The organism is Lacinutrix himadriensis, from assembly GCF_001418105.1.
In the GTDB taxonomy this organism is placed as follows: domain Bacteria; phylum Bacteroidota; class Bacteroidia; order Flavobacteriales; family Flavobacteriaceae; genus Oceanihabitans; species Oceanihabitans himadriense.
This window is the reverse complement of sequence record NZ_LIQI01000019.1, coordinates 278,712-292,513: the sequence shown is the minus strand read 5'-3', so window position 1 is coordinate 292,513 and position 13,802 is coordinate 278,712. Positions and strand designations below refer to the sequence as shown.

The window sequence follows — 13,802 nt, the reverse complement described above, 5'->3', positions numbered from 1 at the left end:
TTTAATGATTTTAGACAAATACCAACTATACGGAGAAATCCAAAACAGAGGTTATTCATCAACCGCAAAAGTAACAGATGAAAGTGGAGACATTTATTTTGCTAAATGGATAAAAGGAATTGAGAAAAACTCGCAACCGAGTAAAATTCTTTACAACAAATTAAGGCACTTAAAAAAAGCAATTCACAGTTCCCTACCGAAAATTATTGAATACGTATGGGACGACAGTCAAAGTGCGTATTGCATCATATTTGAAAATAAAAATGCAACTTCTTTAGAAGAAAAAATTTTTGAAATTAAACCAACGTATTTTTTAAAAGGGATCGAACAAATTGCAAATTGCCTACAGCAATTGCAACAAAAACATAAACTTGCTCACGGAGATATAACACCTGCGAATATACTTGTAGATGAAAATTTTGATTTTTACTTAATTGATTTTGGTATTTCAGATATTTCTGCAACATTAAGCCAGTCACAAGAATTAGAAATTTTCGCAAAAGAATTTGCGTCACCTGAAAAATGGGATAGAAAAATCCCAAAGGGATTTCCCTATCAATCTGACATTTATTCTATTGGTAAAGTTATTGAATGGTATTTCGTGAAAAATGAAATTAACGAATTTGAAGAAGTTCAGAAATTGGCAGACAAAACTTGTGAGCAATTACCATCTAATAGAATAAATTATGTTTCCTTTTTAGAGGAATTATCGAAAATCACAAGTGAAATTTCTTTTGATGGTAAAAAATCCGTTGCCATAAATGCAATACCAGAGGTTATAGAAGATTTAAATAATTCCGATTTCAAACCAAAATTTGACATAAGTCCGAGTAGAGGAGAAAACATTCTATTAAATATCTCAACTAAAAGTTTCTATATTCATTGTATTTGGAAAATATCTGAAAATGGTTTAGAAATCCTAAATGGAGAAAGAAAAGAAAATAAAGAAAGGGAACATTCTAATACTTTGAGATATGGAAAAGAATTAGGCTTGCCAATTGTGTTTACTTCTCAAAATGCTTATAACGAACGTTTTAACTTAACACCTTTTTTCAAGAAAGTACAAAAAGAAAAACAGCACGAAAGCGAATATAGAAAAGGAAAAAGAGAGATTACTAAAGAATTGAAATTCTTTAAAGATTTACTAACCAAAGAAATGCAAGTTTTAGAAAAAAACTCATTAAGATTACGTTTTGTAGGTTTTGAAAAAAAAGGAAATTATGAAATTTCATTTAAAATTCAAGATAATGAGAAATACAGTAAAAATGGTTTAATCTTTTCTCATATTGACAAAGCAACACCGCCAAGTCCAGAAGATTTTGAATTTATTGTAAGTGAAACTGCCGATAAAAAACAAATGAAAGACCCAATGAAATTTTCGGGAGTTGCTTATGATTTCAATACAAAAACAAGAGTTCTAAAATTTAAGGATTGTGAACGATTAGATTTTGAAAAAATCCCAAAAAATGGTTACATATTTGAAAATATCAGTAAACAAGAAGAGGAAAAGAAAAGACAATTAGAAGCAATACGAAAAGTAGAATATAATGAAGTTCAAAATAGAGATTTAATACATTACGTTTTTAATCCTACTGATTTGCAAGGCAAATATCTTGAATATCAAGAACTAACAAATGTTTATCAAACAGACGAAAAAGGAAATGACTTTGTATATAGTTTTAATCAACAAAAAGCAATACTAAATGCAATTCATAGAGAACCTTTAACAATTATTCAAGGTCCACCAGGAACAGGAAAAACAACTGTAATCACAGAAATTGTTTTTCAAATTTTAAATAAAAATCCTGATGCTAAAATTTTAATCACTTCTCAAACAAATGATGCAGTGGATAACGTGTTAGATAATCTATTGGAAAAAGAGATTCCAATTGTTCGATTAAGTGGTATTAGAAAACCAAAACCAAGTTTGCAAAAACATACTTTAGATAGAAAAATTGAGGGTTGGAAAGAAGAAGTAAGAAAAAAAACTAAAGCTAATTGGAAACCATATAAAGAACAATTTAAAAAGGCATTAGAAAAAGAGAATATTATTCTATTACCAATTTTTGAAATCCTTTCTTCTAATAATCAATGGAATGTAAAAAAGCAACAAATAAAAAAAATGTTAGAACGTTTTAATACGTTTAAAGGTTTAGATAAATCTTTAACTTCTGAAACAGAGTTTATAACTTCAATCAGTAGTTATGTAAAAGTAGATTTTGAAGAATATTTTTTAAAACAACAAATATTTAAAGATTGGTTAGCAACAATTAGTTCGTTAGATGAGAATAGCAATATAAATCAAAAATTAATAGATAGTATTAGAGTAATTGGTGCAACAACGAATCATATTGCATCAAAAAAATATCAAAAATATAATTTTGAATTTGACTATGTAATAATGGACGAAAGTGGAAAAGCAACCACAGCAGAAGCATTAATACCAACAGTTTTAGCCGAAAAATTAATCCTTGTTGGTGACCATAGACAATTAAGACCAATGCTAACTGCAAATCGTGAAGTTGAAAAATGGTTAAGAGAAAAGTTTAAAACTGACACAGATGAATTTGATAGTTGGGATGATTATTTTAATAGACCAAGTTTATTTGAGCAAGTAATAACAAAAATTGATGACGACTTTAAAAGTCAGTTAGAAGAATGTAGAAGAAGTTCTAAAGACCAAGTTTTACTAACTTCAAAATGTTTTTACGAACCTTTTGGAGATGAACCGATAAAACCAGTTGAACGACCACAAGAAAAAGAACATAATCTTGATTTAAAAATTGATAGTTCAATTATCTTTCTTGATATTGGTAATTCATATAAAAGTGAAATTGATGGAAATGGTTCGTCAAGAAATAAATTAAGTGCTGAATTAATTCCAGAACTTCTAAATGGATTAGATAGGTTTGATAAAGTAAAGAATTACACAATTGGTGTTATTACGGGTTATTCTGCACAAGTAAGAGAAATAAGAAAAGTTGTAAGAAATAAAGTTGATTATCGTAAACTAAAAAATGTAAAATCTAACAATGTAGTTATATCTGTTGTAGATAAATTTCAAGGTTTAGAAAAAGATATTATAATTTTTGATTTAGTAAGAAGTCAGCAACAAACATTAGGATTTTTATCTAATGCAAATCGTATAAATGTTGCTTTATCAAGGCAAAAAAAACTATTAATTATTGTTGGAAATTTAGATAGCATATTAAGTGCAAAACCACCTAAAGATTTAGAAAACACAAATCAAAAACCAGCATTACAAAAATATTTAAGTGAATTGAAGAAAGATTGGATTGTTAAAAACGTAGAACAAATATTTTAATGGACATACAAGAAATACATAAAAAGTTAGACAAACAATGTGCAAGCGATTATAAGATAAATGAAATTATCCAATTTGCATATCCTTATAGACGAATTCGTGTAAACGCAACTGTAAATAAATCGCCTGAAAAATCAATACAACAAGTATATTCAGTTTTTTTAAGAACAATAAAAGCGGGTTATAACAAAGAAGAACAAATAATTAAATTTTTAGGTCTTAACAAAGAAGATTTTATATTAAGAGAATTATACTTTTTGCGTGAAAGAGGATTTGTAGATTTTACTTCAGGTATTTGGTTAGTAACCGAACAAGGAGAAGAATTTGTAAAAGATAATAGTATTTTAAAAATTCTTGAAGAAGAAGAATTTGAATTTTTAATTGATGCAATATCAAATCAAGCGATTGAAAAGAATTTTAGATTATTTAGCGATAAAAACATTGAAAACAGATTAAATCCAGAGATTGATTATTCAATAAAAAATCCTGAATTGCTTAAAAACAAAAACGAACAACTTTCTGACATTTATAAAAGTCAGAGTAATGGAAAAGCGTATTTAGTTGATTATGACAAGTCAAATATTAAGTTTGATAAAAAGGAAAATCACGATTATTATTTAATCGAATATATTCCGATAAAGGAAAAAGAAAGTGAATTAGAACCATATATCGAAGTTAGAAATACGGATAAAGATATTTCAAAACAAAAAAGACTTTCTAAATCACTATCTGAAAAATATCCAAGTATATTATATCAATTTACAACTTCCGACAGAACAAGTTTTGCGAAAATTCAAGAAGATAATAATAGTGAACTTTTAGAAGAGTTTAAAACAACTGAAATCGAAAAAAAGATAACAGAGACACAAACACTATCGGTTTGGGAAACGCAAGAGAAATTTGCAGAAGCATTAAAGACGGTTAAATCAAAAATATTAATAGAAAGTCCTTGGGTAAAACGTGCTACATTAAAGTACATGGATAGTATTGAAAAAGCATTGCAAAGAAGTGTAGATGTTATTATATTGTATGGAATTGAGAGCAATGATGAACATCATTACGGAACAATTGAAAAACTGCGAAATTTAAAAAGTAAATATCATAAGAATTTTCATTTAATACATTTGCCTAGTCATTTTGAAGAGCAAGGAAATTATAAAATGACAGGAACGCATAGGAAATTAATAATAAAAGATAACGATTATTATATACAAGGAAGTTTTAATTTTTTGTCATTCAATAAAGAAAAAGGTCAGAGAATTGCGAATGAAGAGAGTATTTTAATACCTAAAAATGTGGAAACAAAATGGGAAAATATTCTTAAAGAATACAAATTAGTAATAGATTAACTAATGATAGATTCTATTATTTTTTTAAAATATTTAACCAAAAAAATCCCGTACAGCAAGCCATACGGGATTTTTTAACTATTTTTAGCTAACAGCTAACAGCTAACAGCTAACAGCTAACAGCTAACAGCTAACAGCTAACAGCTAACAGCTAACAGCTAACAGCTAACAGCTAACAGCTAACAGCTAACAGCTAACAGCTAACAGCTAACAGCTAACAGCTAACAGCTAACAGCTAACAGCTAACAGCTAACAGCTAACAGCTAACAGCTAACAGCTAACAGCTAACAGCTAACAGCTAACAGCTAAAACTAACCAGCAGCAGCAATTTGCATGCAATGCCCTTGCGCAAGGGCATACAATTCGCCATTTACCATTTGGTAAAACACAATAGCAGTCCCAGCAAATAAGGCTGTAGTTACTGGTATAGGAGCATAAGCCGTTAAGTCTACAGTTAAATCGGTTACAGCACCAACCATACCACTTAAAGCAATGGCATCGCTATAGCTTACATCGCCACGACCATTAACATTTTCTTCTACAGGCTCATAAGATTTTAGAGCAGGTTCCCATTCATAATTACTGGTATAACCAGCGGCTAATGCTAGTTTACAATGGGTGGCACCTTCTGGTATATTAATATACGTTTCGGTATTAAAATCAGGAATAGACCAAGTTACGGTATCCCGACTGGCGTTTATTGTTGGTCCTACAGAAGGAGCGTTAAACTGACTGTCAAAAGGCTTGGTTTTATCAAAGTTAAAACCAAAAAAAGTGGCGGTATTATCTACCACATTAATGCTGCGTGCACCACGAGCACCAACACCATTAGATACAACACTACGCATAATACCCGTAATTCTTGCGCTTAAGTAATTATCACCAACCAATCTGGCAATTCCAGAAAAACTTTCTCTAAAGGCTTTACTACATCGTGCAGCACCTCCAAATTCTTGCATATTCTCCCGAGTACGTTTGTACGCAGGATCATTTAAAATGCGTTTTTTACTTACGCTACTTTTTGTTTTCACAAAATTCTCGCCGTTCTTTCTAAAAAAGGTTAAGCCATCTAAGGTTCCTTCCAATCGAATAAATGAATTGTTCTTTGCCATAATATTAAAAATTTATGATGCATGTAGCTTATGGCATACTAAAGCCACATATTGCATCTAGTTAAACAAAGTACCCAAGTATGGGCGTATAAAATAAAAGGGTTTTTTGTAGTTCTCTATAAAACCGGTATCATATAGATAGCAAAGAAACACCTAAGTCAATTAACTATAAATCAAACATATAAAATATTTTTTTATTGAGAAGTGCACTCTAATTAAGCATTCGTAATAAAATATAGAAAATTTTCTCAATTATTTAATAAGTAACGAATTATAGCGGATAAATTTTAAAATTCTTACAAACACCCGAAAGGTGATTAAGAATCTCATAAAAATGACAATTAGAATTTAAAAAAAATAACAACAAAAAAGCACAACAAGCAAAAATACAATAAGTACGCACTCGTATCTCCCCCGGTTGTCCTTCGGATATGCCTCGGATATGCGTCGGGTGTAGATAAAAAACGAATAAGTGCATACTTTTAAATAAAGAAGCATTTAGCGGTATAAGGATTAAAAAATGTTGCTTATTGAGAATAAAGCCTAGAATTTCCCTAGAAAGTAATCCAATACAAGTATAAAAACCACAACCAAACGAACCATTTACTTAAACCCCAAAAAAATCATACCTTAAACCATACAAGATATTTTAGTAATCACCAACCACCAATTTCCTAATAAATCGTTTTGATCTTTTGGTAGCCTGTCCTGAGCATAGTCGAAGGGTTTTGCATCAAGGCAAATGCATAGCATTCATGAATACCAATAAAAACAAATAAGAATGCATGAATAAAATGAACATATAAAAAATAAACACTAAATAGTACATCAAGGCAAATGCATAGTATTCATGAATACCAATAAAAACAAATAAAAATACGCGAATAAAAGGAATATACCAGAACAAGCGCAAACACATCTATTTTGTGCAAACTAAAAATCTACCTAGACACAAGAAATACATATCTTCTAAATGACAGAATTGTAGTTTGTCTTTAGTAAGCGTTGAGGTATAGTAATTTACATGTAAAATAGGAGTAGGGTTTGCTTTTTTATAATGTAATACGGCATAGATATTTTAAATCCTCCTTAATTTTTAGATAACATTAGAGTTTAAAATGGAAGATGTTGGTAATAGTGACGTAATATGGTTAACGTTAAGTTAGCGGTAACTTAATCAAACTATCTTCATTAATTAACAGGTTTATAAGAGGCTAAAAGTAGTTTTGGGGACACATTATAACCACTTAAAACCTAAAATTATGAACAAAATTTTTAAACTATTTTTATTCGCATTTATTATCACAGCATCAGGAGTACTTGTTGTTAGTTGTGATATTGAAGATGGAAAGGACGGTATCGACGGAATTGACGGAGAAGACGGTAGCGATATTTCAGATTACTTATCCGCATCAAAAACACCTACTTTATTAAAGGTTACAGATGCATTTATTAACCTAAGAATTTCTACGCTTTTAACTTCAGAAGATGTTATTCCAAACACACCTAATTTTATTTATGGGTCTATGGCTGATGGTGCCGGATTAATTAATAATGGTGATAATACCTTTACTTTAATTAATAATATTGAAGCAGATTATTCTATCGCTAGAATTTTATTAAACGAAAATTTAAGACCATATCATGGGGAATATATATTAAATGCTTCAGCAACTGCCGAAACAGCAATGTGTTCCGGAACTTTAATAACGCCAGAAGAGCATGGATTTGGACCATTATACCTTTCAGGAGGAGAATGGGGTGGTGCTTCAAAAGGAGTATTTGCAGTAGATCCAAACAAAAGTGTTGAAGATGCTAGTGTAGGAGAGACCTTAGCAGCTTTAGGACAATGGTCTACAGAAAATGCGGTTCCAATAGGAAAAGATGCTTATGCTGATAAGACGGTTGTTTTTATTGGAGATGATCATGCAGATAACTCGGTGCCTTCTGGTCAATTAGGAATGTATGTTGGTAATCGTGGAGATTTATATGGTGGTCAATTATACGGATTAAAAGTAACTGCTGCAGGTGTAGATTTTGAAATGGATATGGTAGAAGGAACATCCTACAGTGCGGAATTTGTTCCATTAAATGAAACAGAAATTGATGCTTTAGATACGGAAGCAAAAACAAAAGGGGTTATGGGATTCTCTAGACTAGAAGATATCGATTGGAGAAGAGGTGCTGCAGCAAACCAAAGAGAAATCTATTTTTGTGTTACAGGGCGTGTTTCTGCAAGTTTAACAGGAAAAGGATCTGCTTTAGGTCGTGTGTATAAAGTAACATTAAATGAGACAGATCCAACAGGTCCTGCAACAATTACTTGTGTTTTAGATGGTGATATTGTTGGTGGTGTAGCAGAAGGGTTCCATTCCCCAGATAATATTTTAGTGACAGAAAACTATGCGTACATTCAAGAAGATCCTAATGGATATTTAGATACTTCAGTAAATGGTTATGCTAAACTTTACCAATACAATTTAAATACAGGGGAATTAAAAACGGTTTTAGAAGCAGACCAAAGCAGAGCTCAGAGTTTAGGGTACGGTACAACTTCCAGTACTTGGGAAATTACAGGTATGATTGATGTTACCGATGTTGTAAACAATGGAGAGAACACCTTTTTAGTGATGACACAAAATCATGGCTGGAATCCTGCTGACGGAACGTCTTTTACAGATCCATTAGCTAATCCTAACTTGTCAAATGCTAAAGAAGGTTCGATGCTTTACGTTATAAAAGGTTTAGATAGATAATAAAAAATTAGCATGAATAATAATATATTTATGAAAGCGAAGACATATACATCTTGTATATGTCTTTTGCTTTTAATGACAGTGTCGTGTAAAAAGGAGGCGAAAACGGTAAGCATGGATGCTACCGATAAAAAAATAGCCTCGTTTTATAATTCAGAATTAGAAGCTTGTATTACTTTTTTAGATTCCATCTCGATGTCCAAAAATGCTATGAAGCGTATTGCTTATTATAAAAAAGCACGAAGACATTTTAAAGCGATGGAGCCGGTTTTGGCTGCTATAGATAAAAATAATTTTAAATCTTTAAATGCACCAAATATCTTACAAGTTCAGGAAGAGGATTTAACCGATGTAAAAATTAGAAATCCATTTGGTTTTCAGGTGATTGAAGAGTTATTGCACGAGGAAGAAGCAGATGCTGCATCCTTAAATAATGCGTTAATAATTACTTCGGATCGATTGAAGCTGTTGCAACGTAATACCCATATTAAATTACAAGATTATCATCTTATTTGGTTGCTTAGAGATCAAATTATGCGAACTGCAGCCACAGGTATCACTGGGTTTGATTCACCTGTTTTAGGACAAGCATTAACCGAAAGTCAATATACCACCCAAACACTTATTGCGTTGATAGATATCTGTAAAGATAAGTTTAGCGCTATAGAAATTTATGAGGACTTGAGAGCTTCTTTTAAAGAAGGAATTACAGCTCTAGATTCCGATTTTGATGCTTTTGATCGTTTTAGTTTTATAAAAAATTACACAGATAATCAATTAAAACTGTTAGTAAAAACGCAGGAGGATTGGAAGGTTACGTTTCCATTTGAAATGGCTATATCCAATAACGCTACTTCCTTTTTTGGAGCAAATACGGTGAATGTGCTATATTTTTCAGACTATAAGAGCGATACCCTTCACTTAAAACAGAAGGAGGTTTTTGGAAAGGCGCTTTTTAATGACCAAGCACTATCCAGAAGTAAGGATATGGCTTGCGCAAGTTGCCATATTGAAGAAAAGGCTTTTACCGATGGCAGAAAGACTTTTGATGACCGACAAGTAAGAAATTCACCAACGCTTACTTACAGTGCGTATCAACAATCTTTTTTTATGGATGGTCGTGCCGGGAGTTTGGAAGGACAAGTGGTAGGTGTAGCCGAAAATCATGATGAATTTAATTTACCTATGGATTCTATAGTGCGTCGTGTATTAAAAAACCCAGCATACAAGGCTGCGATAGATAGCTTGTATGACAGCAAACGTATTGATTTTAATATCAGACATGCTATCGCTAGTTATGTTCGAAGTTTAAATGGCTTTAATTCTAAATTTGATAATAATATAGAAAGTATCGAGTCTTCCTTAACAGCAGAAGAAAAGCAAGGGTTTAATCTGTTTATGGGTAAGGCTGCTTGTGCGACTTGTCATTTCCCTCCATTATTTAATGGTACGGTTCCACCTAATTATAAAGATACGGAGGTAGAATTAATTGGGGTGCCAGGAACAAATGATACTATTAACGCGGTTATTAGTGCCGATTTAGGACGTTATAATGTGTTTGGTACCGATCAAAGAAAGCATTTTTTTAAAACACCTACGGTCCGGAATATTAATGTAACAGGACCCTATATGCATAATGGCGTTTATACTACTTTGGAAGAGGTTGTGGATTTTTATAATCGTGGCGGAGGAAAAGGAATAGGTATTCATGAAGCATTTCAAACCTTGCCTTTTGATGCATTAAATCTGACTAAGTTTGAACAAGAGAGCTTGGTGGCATTTATGAAAACCTTAACGGATTCCGATTTTATAGAAAAATAAGTTATTATAATATTATTAATCTGGATTTAGAATGCGGTATCGCTTCATAGTACTTTATATAAGTAGTATGAAGCGATTTGCTTTTAGGTCTATTGTGGTTTTGGTTGGTAGAATTTCACAGATTAATTACTTTTGACAAGGGATATACGGAAAGGCTAACTTATAAAGGAATATAGATTAAAAACCACATGACCATAAACGAATTACCAGGAACCTACCACATCACAGGCAGCAACCAAGACGAAACAGCAGTACCTTACAAAGGCACACTAGATTTAAGCCTAGATGCAAACAACCGTATTCTTGCCAAATGGGTCATTAACAACAACCAAAAACAATTAGGAACTGGTTTTTTTAAAGATAATATCTTGGTGATTAATTTTAACTATCAAGGGGATGATGCCGAAATATATAAAGGCGTCGTCGTGTATAAATGCATCACTAAAGATGTTTTAGAAGGCTTTTGGTCGGAGAAACATGGCGATCCCCAATATCTCGGAGAAGAACGTTGTTATAGAATTGGTACCCAAAAAGAGGCGCTTCATTAGTACTGGCACTGCGAGCTTTACGAGGGGACGAGAGGAAGATTGCTTCGTGCCTCGCAATGACCAAACGAGAAACAGATTGCTTCGTACCCGCAATACCGTTCTCCATATCTTCTGCACATCCAAATAATCCTTTTGCGGTATTTTACTTTAAATACTATCGTACTTGAAATTCCGACAACGTCGGAAGCAACGATTTTCAGAAATAATGAGCAATGGAAATTGTTTTAAAAATTACTCAAGGATTGAAATATTTATATAATTCTAAGCAATAGTCTCGCATGTATCAGAGAATGGTACTTTAGTGATTTCCTAATAAATCGTTTTGATCTTTTGGTTCGTTTTTGCATCAAGGCAAAATGAACATAATATATAATCAGATTATTCATGTATTTTTAATTATCCATGACTACCTCGCATAGACATAAAGAGAAACAGATTGCTTCACTACGCTCGCAATGACGTTCTCAATATCTTCTGCACATCCAAATTATCCTTTTGCGGAATCAAGAAGTTTTCTAAATCTTCGGGAGTATTAATTTGTTCCGATTTATCTAGAAAGCCGTAACCTAAATACACATTGTTTTTAATGAGTACAAAAGCTTCCTCGTGGCTATTTCGTCCTTTTTGTTTGAGCACTAAATCTTGTTTGCTTTCTGTGATACAGGTAATTGCTGCAGTGACACGTGTATTATAATCGCTTACGGTTTCATTATCGCAACAAACTCCTTTGCAAGTCGTAATTTTATAATGGGAGCATTGTGTAACTGCTTCTTGTAGATGGCAAAATTTCGGACATAATTCAAATTCCGTACACATTTTTTCTAGGTACTGTCGGCAATCGGCAATAGTAGAAAAGGTTTGCATGGCGTTTGGTGTCGCTTTTAAAGTGTTGTATGCCAAGTGGGTTATCCCTTTTCTATCTTCATAGCTGAAAATAGCGTAGGCTTTTGGTGCGCGTTTGGAAACCACATTAAATTCCGGATAATGCTGTTTAATGGCAGCATCTTCCATCAGGAAAGCGATAAGCTCACTTCCGGATAACTCAAAGTCAATATCTGAAGTTTCCCTACATAGGTCTAAAGATTTCTGTGTTTTGCTATAAAAATGGCTTAAAACACGTTTCTTAATATTTTTCGCTTTTCCAATGTAAAGGATAGTTCCTTTCTTGTTTTTAAAGTAATAAATACCTGCTTTATCCGATAGGTTATTAAACACGGAAGTCGGTAAATGCGAAGGTAGTGTAGCTTCTTTAGAGGTTTTCTTTAAGAAGTCATTAAAAACTGTTTCGGAGCCTTCTTTCTGCAATAGCATTTCAAATAAAACAACCGTTGCTTCGGCATCGCCACGTGCTCTGTGTCTACCAACAATATCAATATGTAATGCAGCACAAAGTTTTCCTAAGCTATACGATTTATGCCCCGGAATGAGCTTTCGGGACAAACGAATAGTGCATAGTTTCTTTCGATTGAAATCGATATCTAAAGCTTTGAATTCATTACGTATCACATTATAATCGAAGTTGACATTATGTGCGACAAAAGTCGTGTCTTCGGTAATGGCTAATACATCGGCTGCGATTTCCGAAAAAGTAGGAGCATTAGCAACCATCACATTATCAATTCCGGTTAAGGAAGTAATATATACTGGAATGATCACTTCCGGATTGACAAGCGATGTAAATTCATCTACAATTTGTTTTCCATCGTATTTAAAAATGGAAATCTCTGTGATTCGGTTACTAGTTCCGCTAGTTTCCACATCTATAATGGTGTACATCATCTTATAATTCGTTCTAATGCTTTTAATTCTACGCCTAATTCATTAAACATGCCGAGAATACTACTGATTTTTAGTTCTTCTTCGGTGTATTCTTGGGTGTTAATACTGCAAGTAAACTCCCAAAGTTCTAATACTTCATGGATAGGTACACTATAATCGTTGTATACTTTATTGTCTGACATGAGTAACAAAGAGCCATTCAAATCAATATTATTATACACGCGTTTATATACCATACCATCATTTAAGGTGATTAAAACATAGGTTTTTCCCGTTTTTATTTCACTTCTATCTTCTACAAAACGCCCAATAACAAATGCGCCATCCTTCATTGGGAGCATCGAATCTCCTTTAATAGGAAATGCACGATGTTTTCCTGTTGGTAAAAACGGTAATTTTATTTTTTGAAGTTGCTCAATATATTCCGGATCGTCATATCCTGCTAAATATCCTGCGGAAGCTTTTACAGGAACAATTTCAATTAGATTTTCATTATCGCTATCTACAGTAATAGGAAACAGAACACGCTGGTTCCGTAATTCGATAAACGAAGTATCTTTTGCTTTCGTTAAATCATTACGAAGTAAAATATCTATAGGAAGTTTAAAATAATCCGACAATTGAATGAGCATTTCAATAGTAGGCGCAGAGCGACCTTCTTCGTAAGAGCTTATGCGTGATCGGGTTACTTGTAAGTCTTCCGCAAACACTTCTTGTGTAACTCCTTTTAAACTTCTTAAATGACGTATGTTTTGGGATATAAATTTCATAGCGCTACAAATATAAGCAATAATTGCTTGTAAATGTAGCGGATTTTTTAACGTGAAAAAAAAATATTTTACAACTGAATTTAAATATGTTCTTTATGCTTTGTTAATGGTCGATTTATATTCGATTAAAGAAAAGGCTGTTGCTCGTTGGAAACATAGGAGAGAGGTGTTGCTATTTGTTTGGATTATAAAAGTTACATGAATATATCTGTGGCAAAAAGGTAAAATCCTAAAGTGAAACTTCACTTTTTCTATAAAATAAAACTTTCGTTATGGTTTTCCTTTTGCGGAGAATGCGGATTGCATATCCCATAGTGGTTATCCAATACAAGCATAGAAAAC

Annotated in this window: 8 protein-coding genes; 5 read left to right on the top strand and 3 right to left on the bottom strand. The window is 32.5% G+C overall.

The window, feature by feature from the left end; translation table 11 throughout:
- The first annotated feature begins 4 nt into the window (after nt 1–4).
- Both AMD28_RS06900 and AMD28_RS06895 read left to right on the top strand, forming a co-directional pair.
- Complete coding sequence (locus AMD28_RS06900; RefSeq protein WP_055443422.1) at nt 5–3,325, top strand: AAA domain-containing protein; 3,321 nt, start codon at nt 5–7, stop codon at nt 3,323–3,325.
- The gene (locus AMD28_RS06895) at nt 3,325–4,674 is read left to right on the top strand and encodes a phospholipase D-like domain-containing protein (RefSeq protein WP_055443421.1); all 1,350 of its coding nucleotides are present in this window, start codon (nt 3,325–3,327) and stop codon (nt 4,672–4,674) included. Before AMD28_RS06900 ends, AMD28_RS06895 begins: the two co-directional genes overlap by 1 nt.
- Nucleotides 4,675–4,985: 311 nt before the next feature.
- Here AMD28_RS06895 and AMD28_RS06890 read toward each other — a convergent pair whose 3' ends face one another.
- Entirely contained in the window at nt 4,986–5,786 is an 801-nt protein-coding gene (locus AMD28_RS06890) for a hypothetical protein (protein ID WP_055443420.1), read from the bottom strand.
- 1,262 nt (nt 5,787–7,048) lie between these two features.
- Between AMD28_RS06890 and AMD28_RS06885 the strand changes: the two genes are divergently transcribed.
- From AMD28_RS06885 to AMD28_RS06875, 3 genes are all read left to right on the top strand, one after another.
- Entirely contained in the window at nt 7,049–8,542 is a 1,494-nt protein-coding gene (locus AMD28_RS06885) for an alkaline phosphatase PhoX (protein WP_055443419.1), read from the top strand.
- 12 nt (nt 8,543–8,554) lie between these two features.
- Complete coding sequence (locus AMD28_RS06880; RefSeq protein ID WP_241492451.1) at nt 8,555–10,363, top strand: cytochrome-c peroxidase; 1,809 nt, start codon at nt 8,555–8,557, stop codon at nt 10,361–10,363.
- A 188-nt stretch (nt 10,364–10,551) separates the two neighbouring features.
- Nucleotides 10,552–10,911 carry a hypothetical protein gene (locus AMD28_RS06875; protein WP_055443417.1) on the top strand — a complete coding sequence of 120 codons (360 nt, stop codon included), beginning with the start codon at nt 10,552–10,554 and terminating at the stop codon, nt 10,909–10,911.
- A gap of 444 nt (nt 10,912–11,355) precedes the next feature.
- On the opposite strand, the gene AMD28_RS06870 is transcribed toward AMD28_RS06875, so the two are convergent.
- Both AMD28_RS06870 and AMD28_RS06865 read right to left on the bottom strand, forming a co-directional pair.
- A complete protein-coding gene (locus AMD28_RS06870; RefSeq protein WP_055443416.1) occupies nt 11,356–12,690 on the bottom strand; it encodes an exonuclease domain-containing protein in 1,335 nt (444 codons plus the stop codon).
- Complete coding sequence (locus AMD28_RS06865; protein ID WP_055443415.1) at nt 12,687–13,460, bottom strand: XRE family transcriptional regulator; 774 nt, start codon at nt 13,458–13,460, stop codon at nt 12,687–12,689. Before AMD28_RS06865 ends, AMD28_RS06870 begins: the two co-directional genes overlap by 4 nt.
- Between the last annotated feature and the right edge of the window lie 342 nt (nt 13,461–13,802).